Source organism: Methylosinus sp. sav-2 (assembly GCF_004366495.1).
Lineage (GTDB): Bacteria > Pseudomonadota > Alphaproteobacteria > Rhizobiales > Beijerinckiaceae > Methylosinus.
In genome coordinates this window covers 21021-38584 of record NZ_SOEJ01000002.1, presented here as the reverse complement: position 1 = coordinate 38584, position 17564 = coordinate 21021, and the positions used below count along the sequence as shown (strand labels likewise).

14 protein-coding genes are annotated in these 17564 nt (G+C 67.0%); 9 read left to right on the top strand and 5 right to left on the bottom strand.

What is annotated here, in order from left to right; translation table 11 throughout:
• Positions 1-126 precede the first annotated feature (126 nt).
• The 6 genes from EDE12_RS06360 (at position 127) to ispG (ending at position 8279) form a co-directional block, all read left to right on the top strand.
• Positions 127-771 (top strand): DUF2268 domain-containing putative Zn-dependent protease, encoded by a 645-nt coding sequence (locus EDE12_RS06360; RefSeq protein WP_083967479.1) that lies wholly within the window; start codon positions 127-129, stop codon positions 769-771.
• 266 nt (positions 772-1037) lie between these two features.
• Positions 1038-2420 (top strand): M20/M25/M40 family metallo-hydrolase, encoded by a 1383-nt coding sequence (locus tag EDE12_RS06355; protein ID WP_036290341.1) that lies wholly within the window; start codon positions 1038-1040, stop codon positions 2418-2420.
• A gap of 123 nt (positions 2421-2543) precedes the next feature.
• Positions 2544-5072 carry a cation-translocating P-type ATPase gene (locus EDE12_RS06350; RefSeq protein ID WP_026597817.1) on the top strand — a complete coding sequence of 843 codons (2529 nt, stop codon included), beginning with the start codon at positions 2544-2546 and terminating at the stop codon, positions 5070-5072.
• A gap of 54 nt (positions 5073-5126) precedes the next feature.
• A complete protein-coding gene (locus tag EDE12_RS06345) occupies positions 5127-5867 on the top strand; it encodes an N-acetylmuramoyl-L-alanine amidase (RefSeq protein WP_026597816.1) in 741 nt (246 codons plus the stop codon).
• Positions 5864-6793, top strand: coding sequence for an SDR family NAD(P)-dependent oxidoreductase (locus EDE12_RS06340; RefSeq protein ID WP_051592337.1), 930 nt, complete (start codon positions 5864-5866; stop codon positions 6791-6793). Before EDE12_RS06345 ends, EDE12_RS06340 begins: the two co-directional genes overlap by 4 nt.
• Before the next feature lie 190 nt (positions 6794-6983).
• On the top strand, positions 6984-8279 hold the full coding sequence (gene ispG, locus EDE12_RS06335; RefSeq protein ID WP_024878784.1) for a flavodoxin-dependent (E)-4-hydroxy-3-methylbut-2-enyl-diphosphate synthase: 1296 nt from the start codon (positions 6984-6986) through the stop codon (positions 8277-8279).
• On the opposite strand, the gene EDE12_RS06330 is transcribed toward ispG, so the two are convergent.
• Positions 8280-9122 (bottom strand): uracil-DNA glycosylase, encoded by an 843-nt coding sequence (locus EDE12_RS06330; protein ID WP_026597815.1) that lies wholly within the window; start codon positions 9120-9122, stop codon positions 8280-8282.
• Positions 9123-9340: 218 nt separating this feature from the next.
• Between EDE12_RS06330 and EDE12_RS06325 the strand changes: the two genes are divergently transcribed.
• Positions 9341-9631, top strand: coding sequence for a hypothetical protein (locus tag EDE12_RS06325; protein WP_024878782.1), 291 nt, complete (start codon positions 9341-9343; stop codon positions 9629-9631).
• Positions 9632-9667: 36 nt separating this feature from the next.
• Here the strand turns inward: EDE12_RS06325 and EDE12_RS06320 are convergent, their stop codons facing one another.
• From EDE12_RS06320 to EDE12_RS06310, 3 genes are all read right to left on the bottom strand, one after another.
• The gene (locus EDE12_RS06320) at positions 9668-9895 is read right to left on the bottom strand and encodes a YbdD/YjiX family protein (protein ID WP_036290197.1); all 228 of its coding nucleotides are present in this window, start codon (positions 9893-9895) and stop codon (positions 9668-9670) included.
• Positions 9861-11954, bottom strand: a complete 2094-nt coding sequence (locus EDE12_RS06315) for a carbon starvation CstA family protein (protein ID WP_026597813.1) — start codon at positions 11952-11954, stop codon at positions 9861-9863. Before EDE12_RS06315 ends, EDE12_RS06320 begins: the two co-directional genes overlap by 35 nt.
• Before the next feature lie 488 nt (positions 11955-12442).
• Positions 12443-13831, bottom strand: a complete 1389-nt coding sequence (locus EDE12_RS06310; RefSeq protein ID WP_026597812.1) for a sorbosone dehydrogenase family protein — start codon at positions 13829-13831, stop codon at positions 12443-12445.
• Between the two features lie 146 nt (positions 13832-13977).
• Between EDE12_RS06310 and fae the strand changes: the two genes are divergently transcribed.
• Together fae and EDE12_RS06300 are read left to right on the top strand one after the other, a co-directional pair.
• The gene (fae, locus tag EDE12_RS06305; RefSeq protein WP_024878778.1) at positions 13978-14517 is read left to right on the top strand and encodes a formaldehyde-activating enzyme; all 540 of its coding nucleotides are present in this window, start codon (positions 13978-13980) and stop codon (positions 14515-14517) included.
• Between the two features lie 132 nt (positions 14518-14649).
• Positions 14650-15042 (top strand): HU family DNA-binding protein, encoded by a 393-nt coding sequence (locus EDE12_RS06300; RefSeq protein WP_024878777.1) that lies wholly within the window; start codon positions 14650-14652, stop codon positions 15040-15042.
• Between the two features lie 115 nt (positions 15043-15157).
• Here EDE12_RS06300 and EDE12_RS06295 read toward each other — a convergent pair whose 3' ends face one another.
• The gene (locus EDE12_RS06295) at positions 15158-17479 is read right to left on the bottom strand and encodes a transporter substrate-binding protein (protein WP_051592336.1); all 2322 of its coding nucleotides are present in this window, start codon (positions 17477-17479) and stop codon (positions 15158-15160) included.
• Between the last annotated feature and the right edge of the window lie 85 nt (positions 17480-17564).

The following is a 17564-nucleotide window of genomic DNA, read 5'->3' as shown; positions in this document are numbered from 1 at the left end:
CTGTGTAGATCTTGGGCTGACGGAGACCACCCGGCCCTCAAACCGGGCGCTCGCCGTTGTGCGCTTCCGGAGCATAGTCGAAGCCGATATTGCGGCCGAATAATCCCCTCGGCTGAGGACGGAAGCATGTCATCACTGAATCTCCATTTCCTTGATGCCCGCGGCGCACTTACAAACCTTCGCAATTGGCTTACGGCTTCTCTAAAAGAGAGCCACGATAGGGCTGTCGCCCTTATGCCGATTGGCCCCATCGATGTTATTGTGCAGACGGGAAAGCAGGTCATTCCCGAGAAAGGAATTCTCGGGTATTCGCCGGGGCCGGGAGTGATCTTCATCACTGTTGATCCTGATAATCCTGCCCTTTCTGCAAACTCAGAAGGATCATTTGAGCGAATGTTCGCCCATGAGCTTCATCATGCGGCTCGCTGGGAGGGACCAGGTTACGGGTCATCATTGGGGGAAGCATTGGTATCAGAGGGTCTGGCGGGCCATTTCGCTCGAGAAGTCTGGGCTGGCGCGCCTGAACCATGGGAACAACTCGATATCCGAGAAATCCGCCGTCATGTTCCCTTTGCGGCGCGAGATTGGGACCGCAAAGATTATAGCCACAGTGGTTGGTTTTTCGGTGTTGGCGAATTGCCTCGGTGGCTTGGATATTCACTGGGCTTTCAACTCGTCTCCCGGTTCATGGAGGAGCGGGTGGACCGCAAGGCTTCAAATTTGGCCAAAGCGGAGGCGCGAGCGTTTTTCGACAGCCTGACGAAAATCTGACAGGAATCGGGAGTCGCCACAGTCCGGCTCGCATGTCGGTCCGACGCAGCGACCAGCTCTTCCCGATGAAATCCGCTCCTAATGCTGTGGCGCACCGCGGGGCATTTCGATCCAAGCCGTCGCCTACGGAAGCGATGAATCCAGCCGAGCAGCCGCCGCTCTTTTCATGACGCTCCATTCGCACTAGCTTCGAGACCAGCTTGCAGTTTTCATCGCGACTCGCGCGCGCCCCGAAAATGCGCGCGACCCGCAGCGGAGCCCCTTTCATGTCGACGGAAACCGTTCTCCAATCCTTGGACGCCGATCTGCCCGCGGCCACGGATCGCCTCTTCGATTTTCTGCGCATCAAATCGGTCTCCACCGATCCGGCCTTCGCTTCCGAATGCCGCCGCGCCGCCGACTGGCTCGCCGGCCAGTTGCGCGAGCTCGGCTATGAGGCGAGCGTGCGCGACACGCCCGGGCATCCGATCGTCGTCGGCCACGCCAAGGCCAAGCGGCCGGACGCGCCGCATGTGCTGTTCTATGGCCATTATGACGTGCAGCCGCCGGACCCGCTCGAGCTCTGGATCAGCGATCCTTTCGATCCGCGGCTCGTGCAAGGGGACAAGGGCGAGGAGATCGTCGCCCGCGGCGCCTCGGACGACAAGGGCCAGCTGATGACCTTCCTCGAGGCCTGCCGCGCCTTTCAGCGCAATGGCGGCCTCCCCTGCCATATTACTTTCCTCTTCGAGGGCGAGGAGGAGACCGGCTCCCCCTCCCTGCCGGATTTCTTCGCCGCCAATCGCGAGGAGCTGTCCGAGCCGGCGCTGGCGCTCGTCTGCGATACCGGCATGTGGAACGCCAAAACGCCCGCCATCACCACAATGCTGCGCGGCCTGGCGCAGGAGGAGGTGATCCTCAAAGCCTCCGATCGCGATCTGCATTCGGGCATATTCGGCGGGCCGGTCATCAATCCGATCCATGTGCTCGCCAAGATCATCGGCGATCTCCATGACGCCGAAGGCCGCGTCACGCTGCCGGGCTTTTACGACGGCGTCGCCGAGCTGCCCGAGGAGATCGCCGCGCAATGGCGCGGGCTGGAGTTCGACGAGACGGCGTTTTTAAAGAGCGTCGGCGTCGCGCGCCCGGCCGGCGAGCGCGGCCGCAGCGTCATCGAGCAAGTGTGGTCGCGCCCGACCTGCGACGTGAATGGAATCATCGGCGGCTATACCGGGCCGGGCGCCAAGACCGTGCTGCCGGCGCAGGCGAGCGCGAAAATCTCCTTCCGCCTCGTCGGGACGCAAGACCCGGAGAAGGTGCTGAGTTCATTCCGCGCCTTCGTGCGCGAGCGCCTGCCCGTGGACGTGCGCGCGGAATTCGTTCCCCATGGCGCCTCGCGCGCCTTGCAATTGCCCTTCGGCTCGGAGGCGCTCACGCGGGCGCGGCGGGCCTTGCAGGAGGAATGGGACAAGGAGGCGGCGCTGGTCGGCTGCGGCGGCTCCATCCCGATCGTCGGCGCCTTCAAGCGCGATCTCGGCATGGACACGCTGATGATCGGCTTTGCGCTCGAGGACGACCGCATTCATTCTCCAAACGAAAAATACGCCTATAGTTCTTTCAAGAAGGGCTCCCGCTCCTGGGTCCGCGTCCTCGCCGCTCTGGCGGCGTGACATCCGGCGACGGGCCGTCATCGCGAGCGACGCGAAGCGATCCTTCAGCCGTAGGGCGGCCCCTGGATCGCTTCGTCGCTGCGCTCCTCGCGATGACGCCCCGATGAAAGGGAGGGGGATCGAATGGGGCTCCGCGCATCACGACCAGAGCCCCGGCCGGCGAGCGATTTCGCGCCGCTGTCGGAGCGCGAGGCGACGGCGCGCCTCGCGCATTTCGGCCCCAATGAGCTGGAGCAGCCCGCGCGCCGCTCCTGGCTGCTGATCGCTTTCGCCGCATTGCGCGAGCCCATGTTCGCGCTGCTCATCGTCGCGGCGCTGCTCTATCTCGCGCTCGGCGATATTCATGAAGGCCTGCTGCTCACAGCGGGCGCCTTTCTCTCCATCGGTCTGGTGGTGGCGCAGGAGACGCGCAACGAGAATGCGCTCGCGGCTCTGCGCAGCCTCGCGGCGCCCAGCGCCCGCGTGCTGCGCGCCGAAGGCGAGCAGCGCATTCCGGCGCGCGAGATCGTCCCCGGCGACATTGTGCTCGTCGGCGAGGGCGAGCGCGCGCCGGCCGATGGCGCGCTGCTGCGCGGCGACGTCCTCTCAGTGGACGAATCGGCGCTGACCGGCGAATCGGCGCCGGTCTGGAAAGCGCCCGCGACGCTGGTGGACCCGCTGGTCGATCCCGAGCCCGGCGAGGAGGCGCCCTTTCTCTTCGCCGGCACGCTGGTGACGCTCGGACAAGGCGCGATGCTGGCGACGCGCACCGGACGCGCGACGCGGCTCGGCCGCATCGGCCGCTCGCTCGAATCGATCGAGCCGGAGGAGACGCCGCTGCAAAAGAGCACCGGCCGCGTCGTCGCGATCTTCGGCGCGCTGGGCATAGGCTTCTGCCTTCTCGTGGCGCTCGCCTATGGCCTCGCCTTCGGCGACTGGATTCAAGCGGGGCTGACGGGAATCACACTCGCCATATCGCTGACGCCGGAAGAATTCCCCATGGTGCTGGCGGTGTTTCTGGCGCTCGGCTCCTATCGTCTGGCGCGGCGCAATGTGCTGGCGCGCCGCTCGGCCGTCATCGAGACGCTGGGCGCGACGGACGTGCTCTGCGTCGACAAGACCGGCACGCTGACGCAAAACCGCATGGAGGCGGCGTTTTTCCTGCGCGGCGCGGACATGTGGCGGCCGGGCGAAGCCGCAATGCCCGACGAGATCGCGCCATTGCTGGACGCCGCTTTGCGCGCCAGCGCCGCCGATCCCTCCGATCCGATGGATCGCGCTTTGCATCGCCTCGCCAGCGATCCGCCCGCGAGCGCGGCGATCACGCGCAGCTTTCCGCTGCGGCCGGAGACGCTCGCCTTCGTGCAGACATGGCGCGCAGCCGACGAAGGCCTCGCCTCCTTCGCCAAAGGCGCGCCGGAGGCGATCGCCGGCCTCTGCCGCCTGGACGCCGACGCGCTGCGCCTTCTGACCGCCGAGGTCGCGACAATGGCGGCGCATGGGCTGCGCGTTCTCGCCGTCGCCACACATCAAGGGCCATTGCCGCGCGAGGACGCCCCCGGCTCGGGCGTTTTCGCGCTCGACGGGCTCGTCGGCTTTCTCGACCCGCTGCGCGAGGATGTCCCCGAAGCCGTCGCGCTGGCGGCGCGCGCCGGAATTCATGTGGTGATGATCACCGGCGATTATCCGGCGACGGCGCTCGCCATAGCGCGTCAGGCCGGAATAGAGGCGCAGGCCGGCGCGCTGAGCGGCGCCGAGATCGCCGCCTTGAACGACGCCGCGCTGGATGAAGCCGTCGAGACCACGCGCGTCTTCGCGCGCATCCGCCCGGAGCAGAAGCTCGCTCTGGTGGAGGCATTCAAACGCAACGGCCATATCGTGGCCATGACCGGCGACGGCGTCAACGACGGCCCGGCTCTGCGCGCGGCGCATGTCGGCGTCGCCATGGGCCAGCGCGGAACCGATGTCGCGCGCGAGGCGGCTTCGATCGTGCTGCTCGACGATCGTTTCGCCTCCATCGTCGCGGGCGTGCGCAGCGGGCGGCGCATCTTCGCCAATCTGCGCAAGGCGCTGATCTTCGTGACGGCGATCCATGTGCCCATCGCGGGCCTCGCGCTCACGCCCATTTTGTTCCTGCTGCCGCCTGTGTTCTATCCCGTACATGTGGTGGCGCTGGAGCTCATCATCGATCCGATTTGCGCGCTCGTCTTCGAGGGCGAGCCAGCCGAACGCCATATGATGGAGGAGCCGCCGCGCTCTCCCGCCGAGCCTTTGTTCGGCCTGCGCCAGATCGGCGCCGGCTTTCTCGACGGCGCGGTTCTGCTCGCGGCGCTGCTCTGCGTCTATTTCGTCTCGATGCGGGCCGGCGAGAGCGAAGGGGAGACGCGCGCGCTGGTCTTCGTCGGCCTCGTCATCGGCAATCTGTCCATGGCCTTCGCCTCCGCCGCCGGACCGGGAACCGCTCTTTTCGACAAGCGGCGCGTCGCCTTCTGGATCATAGCGACGATCACGACGCTCGCGCTCGCGCTGATCGTCTATCTTCCTGCGGCGGCGGAGCTGTTCCGCTTCGCGACGCCGGAACCGAAGGCGCTCGCCTATGTCGTCGCGACGGCGCTGGTCGCCGGCGGCTGGTCGGGAGTATACAAGGCCGTTCGCAGACGCCGAGGACGATGATCCTCGCGGCCGACGCAGCTTCTCTCAGAGAAGCGGCAGCTCACCGGAATCGCAATGCCCTCACCCGACACGCCGCACGCCGCCGATTTCCGTCCCTCGCCCAATCACAATGAGCGGCTGACGCCCATCTCCGCGCTGATCCTGCATTACACCGGCATGCCGACGGCGGCCTCGGCCCTGGCGCTGCTCACCAGCGTCGAGAGCCAAGTCTCCTCGCATTATTTCATTGATGAGGACGGGACCATTCTGCAGCTCGTGCCGGAGGCGCGCCGCGCCTGGCACGCCGGCAGCAGCTTTTGGGCCGGCGAGACCGATCTGAACTCCGCCTCCATCGGCATAGAGATCGTCCATCCCGGCCATGACGATCCGCGCCCCTTCCCGGACCGCCAGATCGAGGCGGTGGCGGCGCTGTGCCGCGATATTTGCGCGCGGCAGGGCATAGCGCCGCGGCGCGTGCTCGCCCATTCGGACATCGCCATCGGCCGCAAGATCGACCCCGGCGAGTTCTTCCCCTGGAAGACGCTGGCCGAGCTGGGCGTCGGCCATTATGTCGAGCCCGCCGCCATCACAGGCGGCGCTGCGCTGGAGACCGGCGCGCGCGGCGACGCGGTGAGGCGATTGCAGCAGGCGCTGGCCGATTACGGCTATAAGATCGACGTCACCGGCGATTACGACCAAGCCTGCGCCGGCGTGGTCGCCGCCTTTCAGCGGCATTTCCGCCCCGCCCTGGTCGACGGCCGCGCCGATTCCTCCACCATAGCGACCTTGCATGCGCTAGCGGGAGCGGGCGCATGAGCGAGAAAAAATTCGTCGTCGTCACCGGCGTCTCCACCGGCATAGGCTATGCGCTGGTGGAGGCGCTGACGGCGCAGGGCTTCCATGTCTTCGGCAGCGTGCGCAACCCGGCCGACAGCGCGCGGCTGCGAGCGCGCTTCGGCGCGGCGAGCTTCACTCCGCTCCTCTTCGACGTGACCGACGCCGCCGCAGTGGCGCAGGCGGCGCGGGAGACCGAGTGGCGGCTCGAGGGCGCGAGCCTCGCCGGGCTCGTGAACAACGCCGGCGCGGCGTTTCCGGCGCCGCTTCTCTATCAGCCGATAGAGGAGGTCCGCCTTCAGCTCGAGATCAATGTGATCGGCCAGATCGCCGTCACCCAGGCTTTCGCGCCATTGCTCGGCGCGCGCCCGGAAAAGCGCCGCGGCCCGCCCGGCCGCATCGTGAATATGAGCTCGGTGGCGGGCAGCTTCGCCTCGCCCTTTCTCGGCGCCTATGCGGCCTCCAAACATGCGCTCGAAGGCGCCTCCGACGCGCTGCGGCGCGAGCTGATGATTTTCGGCGTCGATGTGGTGGTCATAGAGCCGGGCGTGATCGCCACGCCCATATGGGACAAGGCGGAGAGCGCCGATTTCGGCCGCTATGATTCCACCGTCTACGGCCCCTCCGCCCGCAGGCTGCAGAAATGGGCGGTGGAGAAGGGCCGGCTCGGGCCGCCGCCGGAGCGCGTCGCCACCGCCGTGCTGCGCGCGCTGACCGAGAAGCGGCCCCCGGCGCGCATTCGCGTCGTGCCGAACTATCTATTGGATTGGCTGCTGCCGCGCCTGCTGCCGGCGCGGCTGGTGGACCGCATCCTCGCCAAGCGCATGGGGCTGCTGCCGCCGGCCGAGGCGTTCCACCCTCCCCTTCAGGGGGAGGGTCGGCCGGCGAAGCCGGACGGGGTGGGGTGAAGCTCGCGAGACTCGGCGCGTCACACCCTCCCGAGCGCCTGCGGCGCTCGACCTCCCCCCTCCAGGGGGAGGTGGAAGCTCCCGCTCCCACGAGGAGTCGGCTGCCGACCTATCGCTTTGCCGCCAGCTTGACGCGAGACGCGTTCCGGCCCACCAAGGGCCAAATCCCATCGAGGGGACAAGACCGACGATGACCGACGAAATCGAGACCCGCCTTCCCGACCCCATCTCCGCCGAGCCGGCGCCGCGCCATAGGACGGCGGCGGTGACGATCGGCCGGGGGCCGCGCGCGGTGACGATCGGCGGCGGCGCCCCAATCGTCGTCCAGTCCATGACCAATACCGACACGGCCGATGTCGACTCCACGGTCGCGCAGATCGAATCGCTGGTCCGCGCCGGCTCGGAGCTGGTGCGCATCACCGTCGATCGCGACGAGGCCGCCGCCGCCGTGCCGCATATTCGCGATCGTCTCGCGCAGAAGAATATCGACGTCCCGCTGATCGGCGATTTCCATTACATCGGCCACAAGCTGCTCGCCGATCATCCGGCCTGCGGCGAAGCGCTCGAAAAATATCGCATCAATCCCGGCAATGTCGGCTTCAAGGAGAAGAAAGACCGGCAATTCGGCGCGATCGTCGAGCTGGCCATAAAGCATGGCAAGGCGGTGCGCATCGGCGCCAATTGGGGCTCGCTCGACCAGGAGCTGCTGACCCATTTGATGGACATCAACGCCAATTCCGCTGCGCCGCTCGACATGCGCGCGGTGACGCGCGAGGCGCTGGCCCGCTCGGCGCTGATCTCCGCCGAGCGCGCCGAGGAGATCGGCCTCTCGCGCGACAAGATCGTCATCTCGGCCAAGGTCTCCGCCGTGCAGGACCTCATCGCCGTCTATCGCATGCTGGCGCTGCGCAGCGATTATGCGCTGCATCTCGGCCTCACCGAGGCGGGCATGGGCTCCAAGGGCGTCGTCGCCTCGGCGGCGGCGCTGGGCGTGCTGCTGCAGGACGGCATTGGCGACACGATCCGCGTGTCGCTGACGCCGGAGCCCGGCGGCGACCGCGCCAATGAGGTGCGCGTCGCGCAAGAGATTTTGCAGACGATGGGCTTTCGCACCTTCGTGCCGCTGGTCGCCGCCTGCCCCGGCTGCGGCCGCACCACCTCCACCGTGTTTCAGGAGCTGGCGCGCGATATTCAGTCGCATATTCGCGACCGAATGGCCGTCTGGCGGCAGGATTATCCGGGCGTCGAGACGCTGAATGTCGCGGTGATGGGCTGCATCGTCAACGGGCCGGGCGAGTCCAAGCACGCCGACATCGGCATTTCACTTCCCGGCACGGGCGAGGCGCCGACGGCGCCGGTCTTCATCGACGGCAAGAAGGCGATGACCTTGCGCGGCGAGGGCATAGCGGAAGAATTCACCCGCATCGTCGAGGATTATGTCGCCGGCCGTTTCGGCGGCGCCGACAAGGGCGAAGCGGCGGAATAATCAGCCGAGCGCCGCCGCCACCGCGCGCAGATCGCGCCAGGCGCGGCGCTTCATCGCCGGCGTCCTGAGCAGGCTGGCGAGCGATGGCGCGAGCAGCGCGCGCACAGTCCCGACGCCGCAATCATAATCGAACCAAGCGTTGCGATAGCGCGCGACATCCGGCGAGCCGAGCGCGGCGCGGGCGGCGAAATCGCCGAGGATCAGCAGAGCGCGCGGGGCGGCCAGCTCCACATGGCGGCGCAGGAAGGGCAGCAGCGCCGCAATCTCCACGGGGCTGAGCTCGCGCGCGCCGGGCGGACGCCAAGGGGTCGCATAGGCGAGATAGGCGCTGGAGCGGTCACGCCGAATCGCGCGCAGCATATTGTCGAGCAGCCGCGCCTCCGGCCCGACGAAAGCCGCGCCGCCGCGCTCCTCCTCCTCGCCGGGCGAGAAATCCAGAACCATGAGAGGCGCGCTGGGCGCGCCGGCCGAGAAGAGAAAATGCCCGGCCGTCGCCTTCAGCGCGCAGCCGTCGAAACCCGCGAGCCGCTCCTGCAATTCCTCGATCGTCCGCGCCGCGCCCGCAGCGTCGCGGGCGGCGCGGGCGGCCTCCTCGGTAGAGACGGGAGCGGCGGAGCGCAGGGAGCGAGTCTCCCGCGCCGGCGGCTCGGCCCGACGCGCGGGCGCGGGTGTGGGCGCGACTATGGACGGAGGCGCGACGGCGCGGGCCGGCGGCGGCGCGGCGCTCTCGGCGAAACGGTCATGCGGCGTCTCGTCGATCGCTATGTCGACGCCGATCGACACATACCAATCGACGAGCGCGGCGAGCCCCGTCTCCAAGGAAAGATCGGCGTCAGCGGACATGGCCGCGAGCTTAGAGCAGAAGCGCGAAAAGGTGAAGGCGCGCGAGACGTGAGGCGCGCCCCCGAGGCGGGGCTGCGCGTCTCGCCCCTCCCCGCGCGCGAATGCGTAGATTATCGAGCTTCGCGACGCAGCGGCTCCGCAATAGGCTGGAACAAAATCAAGAATGTGCCGAGGGTGGAAACAGCGTTCAAAAATCACTGTTCACATAGAGAACTCACATGATCGACCTGATCGAAACCGTCGCGAAATCGCTGTTCGCGAAATTCGGGTCCAATCCGAAACTTTGGGATGGAGCTACGCTCAGCGAGCGCGAGAGATTCCGCCATGCGGCGGAAGATATACTGCAAGAGTTCGCCTCGCTCGCGCCCGTCGAGACGGCGGAGCTGGTCGAAAAAATCCGCGAGACGCGGATCACGCGTCTCGGATTTCTCTATATGGCCTATGCGCTGAACACTTCGGAAGCCGCCGCGCTGCTCACTTTTCGGGCGCTCGGCCGGGCCGAGTGCTGAAATCTTTCCGCGACTCGATCCGAACCGAAAAACACTCTAGCAGCAGCGCATCGCGCGCCGGCCGCCTTCGCCGAAACGGCTGGCCTGACGCTCGAGGAAGAACTCCTCGTGCGTCATCGTCGGCTCGTCCGGATGATTGGCGCGCCGATGCGCGAGATAGGCCTCATAATCCCCCTGCCCGATCATCAGCCGCGCGCCGTCGCGCAGCTTCCGCCCGAGCTTGGCGAGATCAAGCGCGGGCAATCCGCAGATCGTGCAGCTCATCGCTCGTCTCCCTGGTGGTGACGCTGGTCGCGCGCCGCGCCTCGCCGATCGCCCGCAGGCCGAAGAACAGCATCGACAATACGAGCGCGATGAAGATGGCGCAGAGCGTCGTATTCACATAATCGTTGAAGATGATGCGGCTCATCTCGGCGGCGGTCTTGGCCGGCGCGAGCAGTCTGCCCTCCGCCGCCGCGGCCGAATAGCGCGACGCATGGGCGAGGAAGCCGATCTTCGGATCGGGATGGAAAATCTTCTCCGCGCCCGCCGTCAGCGTGCAGATATAGAGCCAGGCCGCCGGCGCCGCTGCGATGAAGGCGTAACGCTCCCGCTTCATGCGGAACAGCACCACTGTGCAGAGCGTGAGCGCTATGGCCGCCAGCATTTGATTGGCGATGCCGAACATGGGCCAGAGCGTGTTGATGCCGCCGAGAGGATCGATGACGCCCTGATAGAGGAACCAGCCCCAGCCGGCGACGGCGAGCCCCGTTGCGCCGAAATTGGGAATCCAGGCGCGCGTATGCTTGAAGCGCGGCCAGAAGGTTCCGACGAGATCCTGAATCATGAAGCGCGCGACCCGCGTGCCGGCGTCCACAGTGGTGAGGATGAACAGCGCCTCGAACAGAATGGCGAAATGATACCAGAAGGCGGTCATCGAGGAGCCGCCGATCGCCCCCGACAGGATTTTCGCCATGCCGACGGCGAGCGTCGGCGCGCCGCCCGCGCGCGAGAGCACCGTCTTCTCGCCGACCTCGGCCGCCGCCTGGCTCAGCGCCTCCGGCGTGATGACGAAGCCCCAGGACGAGATGGTCTGCGCCGCCGTGTCGACCGTGGAGCCGATGACGGCGGGCGCGCTGTTCATGGCGAAATAGACGCCCGGATCGAGCACGGTGGCGGCGACCAGCGCCATTATGGCCACAAAAGACTCCATCAGCATCGCGCCATAGCCGATGAAGCGGATCTGCGCCTCGTCGCCGATCATCTTGGGCGTGGTGCCGGAGGAGACGAGGGCGTGAAAGCCCGAGATGGCGCCGCAGGCGAGGGTGATGAACAGGAAGGGAAAGACGCTGCCCGCGAAGACCGGGCCGGTTCCGTCGATGAAGCGGCTGACCGCCGGCATTTTCAGCTCGGGCGCCACATAGAAAATGCCGAGCGCGAGCGAGGCGATGGTGCCGATCTTCAGAAAGGTGGAGAGATAGTCGCGCGGCGCGAGCAGGAACCACACCGGCAGCACAGAGGCGACGAAACCATAGCCGATGAGCATGAAGGCGAGCGCCTCGCCTTTGAAGGTGAAGAGCGCGGCGAGCGCCGGCGTCTCGGCGACAGTGCGGCCGAGCGCAATGGAGCCGATCAGCAGGACGAAGCCGATCACCGACATTTCGAAAATACGGCCGGGACGCAAATAGCGGCCATAGACGCCCATCAGCACGGCGATGGGCAGAGTGGCGAAGACCGTGAAGAAGCCCCAGGGGCTGTCCGCCAGCGCCTTGACGACGATGAGCGCCAGCACGGCGAGCAATATGACCATGATGGTGAGAATGCCGACCATGGCGACGATTCCGGCGGCCGGGCCGAGCTCCGTCTTGATGAGATCTCCGAGCGAGCGCCCGTCGCGCCGCGTCGAGATGAACAGCACGACGAAATCCTGCACCGCGCCGGCGAAGACGACGCCGGTGAGCAGCCAGAGCGTGCCGGGCAGATAGCCCATTTGCGCCGCCAGCACCGGGCCGACCAGCGGCCCCGCCCCGGCTATGGCCGCGAAATGATGGCCGAACAGCACATATTTGTCGGTCGGCACATAATCGAGCCCGTCATTGTGGCGATGCGCCGGCGTCTTGCGCTGCGGATCGAGGCCGAGCGCGCGCTCCGCGATGAACAGCGAATAGAAGCGATATGCGACGAGATAGACGCAGATCGCCGCCGCCACCAGCCACATTGCGTTGACGGTCTCGCCCCGCGCCATCGCCAGAGTGAAGAGCGAGAAAACGCCGAGCGCGACGATTGCGGTCCAAAGGGCGATGGAGCCGAGCTTGCGGCCCGGCGTGACGAGTGGGAGGGACATAGCGCGAGCCTCGGCGTTTCCAGGAAAAGCCTGGGGACGAGATCGTCACCCGGCATTTTTCCCATGAAATAGGCCAAAGGCGCCCGCCGCGTCCAGCCGCGAGGGTCGCGCGCCGCCCTCTCTCGGCGGCGGGACGCGTCATCGGGACACGCCGCTCGTTTGGAACCTTTTGAAGGTCCGCAGATTGAATGGCTCGGGCGACGAATTCTGCACAGGAGACGCGCTTATGCACTGCGGAGATTGTCGTTTTTGGCGCCAGCCGGACAACCAATGCCGCCGCAACGCCCCACTGCCCATGCGCGGCCATGAGGGAACCATGGACACGGCATGGCCCCTCGTGACTGCGGAGGATTGGTGCGGCGAATACCAGCCCGGTTACATCGATCGGACCAGCATGCCCGCGGAAGCGCGGGCGCGCGCCCAGCCCCAGCACAAGGAACGCGCCCAGCACTGACAACGCGTCGAAACGGGCGCGGCCTTCTCGGGGCTCAATTTCCCGAGGTCTGCACAGGCGCGGCCGCGCCGCTATAGGACACGCGCCAGATCGTCCCATTGCCGTCCTCGCTCACCAGCAGCGAGCCGTCGCGCGCCACGGCGACATCGACGGGGCGGCCCCAGACGCGCGTGTCGTCCACGACGAAGCCGGTGAGAAAATCCTGATACTCGCCGGTCGGGACGCCATCCTTGAAAGAGAGGCGCACGATCTTGTAGCCGGTGCGCTTGGCGCGGTTCCAGGAGCCGTGCAGAGCGACGAAAGCGTCGCCCTTATACTCCGCCGGGAACTGGCCGCCGTCGTAGAAGGCGATGCCGAGCGGGGCCGAATGCGGCTGGAACAGCACATCGGGAACGGTGATCTTGCTCGAGAGATCGGGACGCTCGCCGGCGTGGCGGGGGTCCTCATGCGCGCCGATGTAGTGCCAGGGCCAGCCGTAGAAGGCTCCCTCCTTCACGCGCGTGGCGTAATCGGGCGGCAGATCGTCGCCGAGCATGTCGCGCTCATTGACGACGCACCACAGATCGTCGGTCCCCGGCCGCAATTGCAGGCCGGAGCAATTGCGCAGCCCATTGGCGACATTGCGCCGGCTCTTACCTTCCGGGTCTATGGCGAGCACTGTCGCGCGCTCGAATTCGGCGCCGGCGCTCGCGCCCTGCCCATGCGCCGCCTCGAGCTGCGCGACCTCCTGCGCGGAAGGGCGCGGATGGCCTTCGGCGACATTGGTCTTGGAGCCGACGGACACATAGAGCGTCTTGCCGTCGCGCGAGAAGACGAGATCGCGCGTCCAATGGCCGCCATCGGCGCCGGGCAGGGTCGCGATCGTCTCGGCGGGGCCGGAGGCGGCGAGATCGCCGTTCTTATAAGGGAAGCGCAGCACTTTCGTCGGCGTGCCGACATAGACGAAGCGCGGCTCCGGCCCCGGCGGATAGAAGGCTATCCCATAGGGACGCTCGAGTTCCGAGGCGAAGACATGGGACGAGGCCGGCGCGATCTTCCCATCCTGGAGACGAAAGACGCGGAGCCGGCCGCCGACGCTCTCGGTGACGAAAATATCGCCATTGGGCGCATGGCGAATGACGCGCGGGCCTTGGAGGCCGGAGGCGAATATCTCCGCCGAAAAGCCCGCGAGCGTCTTGGGCGCGGCGCCGTCAGGCCGCGCGACCACTTGCGAGCGCGCGGCGGTCGGCTCGCTGGCCAGCGGCGCGGGCAAATCCTGCACGGTGATCTTGCGCCAGCTTCCCGGCGCGTCCTGTCGCCAATCGCTGAAGGCGGCGGGACCGACGAGGCGGCGCGCCGCCTCCGATTGCGCAAAGACGTGACCGGCGAAGGCGAGGCCGGCGACAGCGCCGGCGAGGAGAAGTGACGGGGCGAAACTCTTCATTGCGGCCTCTCTCGAAACAGAGCCGCAGTCTAGCGCGCGATAATCACATTTAGAAGATAGAATTAAAGGCGTCGACGCGCGCCCCTTCCTGCGGCGGACTGCCGGTGCTATTCGACCGCCTCCGACGAAAGAGAAGGAAAAACCATATGAGCGAGATCTGGCTGGCCACGGGCGAAGCGACGGTTCTGGCGGCGGACGGGCAATATACCGACGCCATGCCCGAAGTCATGATCGGCAGCGTGAAAGGCCCGGTGGGGACGGCTTTCGCCTCCATGACGGGACAGGTCGCGGGCCATCCGCGCATGTTCGTCATTCGCGATCTCAATCAGCAGGTGCGCCCCGCCACCATGATGACGACCAAGATGACGGTGCGCTCCAATGATTACGTCGAGCTGCTCGGCGGCGTCGTGCAGGCGGCGACCGGCGACGCCATCGTCGATGCGGTTTCGGAAGGAATCATTCCGAAAGATCAGGTGAATGATCTGGTCATGATCATCATGATCTGGCTCGATCCGCGTTGCGCCACCGATCCCAATCTCGATCGGCGCGATCTCTATCGCACCAATTACGAGGCGACGAAGCTGGCGATTTCCCGCGCTTTGAAGGGCGAGCCGACGATCGACGAGCTCATCGCCAACCGCAAGACGGTGACGCATTATGCGCTGGAGGGCGTGTTCGACGAGTGATTTTGCGCAGCCGGCATTGCAAAAATCGAGCATCGCGCCGATTGCGAATCACTTCTCGAAGCGTTAGCAAACGAATCCTCACATGGCGCGTCCGATGCGACGCGTCTCTTTTCGGTTCGAGGGAGATTTGCGATGGCCAAGGCGAAGAGCGAGAAGCCTGCGGCGGTGGCCAAGAAGGCCAAGAAGCCCGAAGCCGCTGCGGTTCGTCCTGTGAAGGAGAGCCTGACCAAGTCCGCTCTGATCAATCTGCTCGCCGAGCAGAACGAGCTTCCGCGCAAGACCGCCGCTGCGGTCTACGCCACGCTCGAGGAGGTGTTCCTCGGCTCCGTGCATCCGCGCGGCGTCGGCGAGTTCACCCTGCCCGGCCTGCTGAAAGTGTCGCTGCGCAAGGTTCCGGCGCGCAAGGCCGGCACTCTGGTGCGCAATCCCGCCACGGGCGAGATGGTCAAGGCCGCCGCCAAGCCGGCGAGCGTGCGCGTGAAAATCCGCGCCCTCTCCAAGCTGAAGACGGCCGCCACGCCCTGATCTTTCCTCGAGGGCTTCTTAGAGCGAGCCCGAAGGCTCGCGGTCCGAGGCTACGGCCTCGCACCGCGAGCCTTCGGGCTCGTTTCGTTTTCCGGCGGCGCGCGATCTCGCGCGGTCACGCGGCGCGCGCCTTTCCGGCGCGGTTCTTGGTGAGCCAAGGGCTCCAGGGCTGCGGCGCGATCAGCCCATCCCCGACGAAGACCGGAGCGATGCCTCCGCGCGCGACCCGGCCGATGAAAGCCGGCTTGTGCAGATGCTGCGTCTCGGCGTCCAGCCTCAGGGAGAAGCCGCTCGGCGCGCGGAGCGCATGCAGCGGCAGCGCGCGGCGCACCGCCGCGACATCGACGGAGCCCGCAGCGGCGACCGCCGCGCGCCATAGCTCGAAGCCGAGATAGCTCGCCTCCATCGCGTCATTGGTCGTGGCGTCGGGCGCGTTCTTATAGCGCCGCCATTGCTCGACGAAGCGGTGATTCTCCGGGCGGTCGATCGCCTGGAGGTAATTCCAGGCGACATAGAGCCCGTCGATATCGCAATGAGCGAGCGCCGGCAGCTCCGCCTCGCCGATCGACAGCGACAAGGTCGGCGCGAAGGCGACATCGCCGAGCGCGCCGAAAAAGCGCAGATTGGCGTCGCCGCTCACCGTCGAGACGATCGCCGCGCCGGACCGGGCGGCGAAGCGACGCGCGTCTCTGGCGATGGCGCGCCAATCCTCGAGGCCGGACGGCGCATAGATTTCGGCGATATCGGACGCATCCGCGCCATGCGCGGCGAGATAGGCGCGCAGAATGACGTTGGTGACGCGCGGATAGACGTCGTCATTGCCGATGAGCAGAAAGCGCCGCGCGCCGAGGCCTTTCAGAAAGTCCACGGCGGGGATCGCCGTCTGGCTCGGCGTGCCGCCAGAGTAGACGATATTGGGCGAACGCTCCTCGCCCTCATATTGGCTCGGATAGAAGAGCAGGCCCTTGGCCTTTTCGACCACCGGAAGCACGGCTTTGCGCGAGGCGGAGGTCCAGCAGCCGAAGATCGCCGCGACGCCGCGCTCCTCCAAGAGAAGGCGCGCCTGCTCGGCGTAGAGGGCGGGATCGGAGCGCGGATCGAGGATCACCGCCTCGAGCGGGCGTCCGAGGAGGCCGCCCTGCGCATTGCAGCGCTCGACCAGCATCGTCAGCAGCTCCTGCAGCGGCCGCTCGCTGCTCGTCATCGTGCCGGAGAGCGAATGCAATATTCCGATGCGGATCGCGCCATTGTCGAGATCGGCGAAATAGCGATCGACAGCGCAAACGAGGCTCTTCGAGCTGTCGAGCAGCGTCTCGGCAGCGGCGAGCGCCGAGCGGCCGGCGGAATGCGCCTGCGCGACGGCGCCGCCGACATCCGGCAGCGGCTCGCCAACGCCGCGGGCGACGAGGGACGCACGCGCTCCTATGCCTTCGAGATCGGCCGCCTCCCGGCTCAGAGTGTCGGCGAGGTCGCGATTGACGCCGGCGACCGCCTCGACGCTCGTCGACACTTCGGCGATGGCGCCGACCGTCTCCTCCACCGCGAAACGTATGGAGTCGATCTGCGTCTCGATTTCGGCGGCCGCGCGCGAGGTTTGATTGGCGAGCGTTTTCACCTCGCTCGCCACCACGGCGAAGCCGCGCCCGCTCTCGCCGGCGCGCGCCGCCTCTATGGTCGCATTGAGCGCGAGCAGCGAGGTCTGGCCGGCGATCGACTGGATGAGCTTGCTCACTGCGCCGATGCGGCCGGCGGCGGCGGCGAGACCGCGCACGATTTCTTCCGCGCGCGTGAGATCGGCGGCGCTGCGATCGGCCGCCCGGCGCGCCGCCGTCACCTGGAGCGAGGAGCGCGCGACGAGGCCGATGATGGCGTCCCGCGCCGCCAGCGCCAGTCCGTCGACATCTTCCGCCGCAGTGGCGGCGGCGACGGCCGCATCGGAGAGACGGCGGCGGAGCATATCGCCATTGCAGGCGGCGCAGTCGCCCGCCGCCGACCGCACGCCGGCGTCGGCGACGGTGAGCGCATCTTCCGTCGCCTCCGCGATTTGGCTCAGCCGCCGCAGGAAGAAGGCTCGGCCGGCCTCGCGAATCGACTGCTCCGCCGCGCGGCTGCGCTCGGCGACGGCGAAAGCGTCGGCGGCGATCAAAGCGCGACGCAGCTCCTCCGCGACGCCGCGGAGCCGCGCCGCCGAACGTCCGCTCGCGGGCGGAAAAGGCGCGTAGCGATCACCCGCGGCGATTTTCTCCAAGCCTGCGATCTGCGCCGAGAGGCGGCGCTCGATCGCGCTCGCCGCCGCGAAAGCGGCGAGCGCCGCCGCGGCCCAGCAGAGCAGCGGATCGCCGCCGGCCCAGCCGAGGACCAGGGGTGTGAAGCAAGCGGCGAGAGTCGCCGCGAGGAGATAGGCGCAAGGAAGTTTCCCGGCCGAGCTGTCCGCCATGGATCGCACACTTCGCTATGAGTTTGAAAATTTGCACGTAATCTCGCTACACAACGGTTACCAACACCTTTCGATGTCCTATCTT

What these genes read in the sequence shown, in the direction of transcription:
- EDE12_RS06360 (WP_083967479.1), top strand. Translation starts at nt 127, where the DNA reads ATGTCATCACTGAATCTCCATTTCCTTGATGCCCGCGGCGCACTTACA.
- EDE12_RS06355 (WP_036290341.1), top strand. Translation starts at nt 1,038, where the DNA reads ATGTCGACGGAAACCGTTCTCCAATCCTTGGACGCCGATCTGCCCGCG.
- EDE12_RS06350 (WP_026597817.1), top strand. Translation starts at nt 2,544, where the DNA reads ATGGGGCTCCGCGCATCACGACCAGAGCCCCGGCCGGCGAGCGATTTC.
- EDE12_RS06345 (WP_026597816.1), top strand. Translation starts at nt 5,127, where the DNA reads ATGCCCTCACCCGACACGCCGCACGCCGCCGATTTCCGTCCCTCGCCC.
- EDE12_RS06340 (WP_051592337.1), top strand. Translation starts at nt 5,864, where the DNA reads ATGAGCGAGAAAAAATTCGTCGTCGTCACCGGCGTCTCCACCGGCATA.
- ispG (WP_024878784.1), top strand. Translation starts at nt 6,984, where the DNA reads ATGACCGACGAAATCGAGACCCGCCTTCCCGACCCCATCTCCGCCGAG.
- EDE12_RS06330 (WP_026597815.1), bottom strand. Translation starts at nt 9,122, where the DNA reads ATGTCCGCTGACGCCGATCTTTCCTTGGAGACGGGGCTCGCCGCGCTC.
- EDE12_RS06325 (WP_024878782.1), top strand. Translation starts at nt 9,341, where the DNA reads ATGATCGACCTGATCGAAACCGTCGCGAAATCGCTGTTCGCGAAATTC.
- EDE12_RS06320 (WP_036290197.1), bottom strand. Translation starts at nt 9,895, where the DNA reads ATGAGCTGCACGATCTGCGGATTGCCCGCGCTTGATCTCGCCAAGCTC.
- EDE12_RS06315 (WP_026597813.1), bottom strand. Translation starts at nt 11,954, where the DNA reads ATGTCCCTCCCACTCGTCACGCCGGGCCGCAAGCTCGGCTCCATCGCC.
- EDE12_RS06310 (WP_026597812.1), bottom strand. Translation starts at nt 13,831, where the DNA reads ATGAAGAGTTTCGCCCCGTCACTTCTCCTCGCCGGCGCTGTCGCCGGC.
- fae (WP_024878778.1), top strand. Translation starts at nt 13,978, where the DNA reads ATGAGCGAGATCTGGCTGGCCACGGGCGAAGCGACGGTTCTGGCGGCG.
- EDE12_RS06300 (WP_024878777.1), top strand. Translation starts at nt 14,650, where the DNA reads ATGGCCAAGGCGAAGAGCGAGAAGCCTGCGGCGGTGGCCAAGAAGGCC.
- EDE12_RS06295 (WP_051592336.1), bottom strand. Translation starts at nt 17,479, where the DNA reads ATGGCGGACAGCTCGGCCGGGAAACTTCCTTGCGCCTATCTCCTCGCG.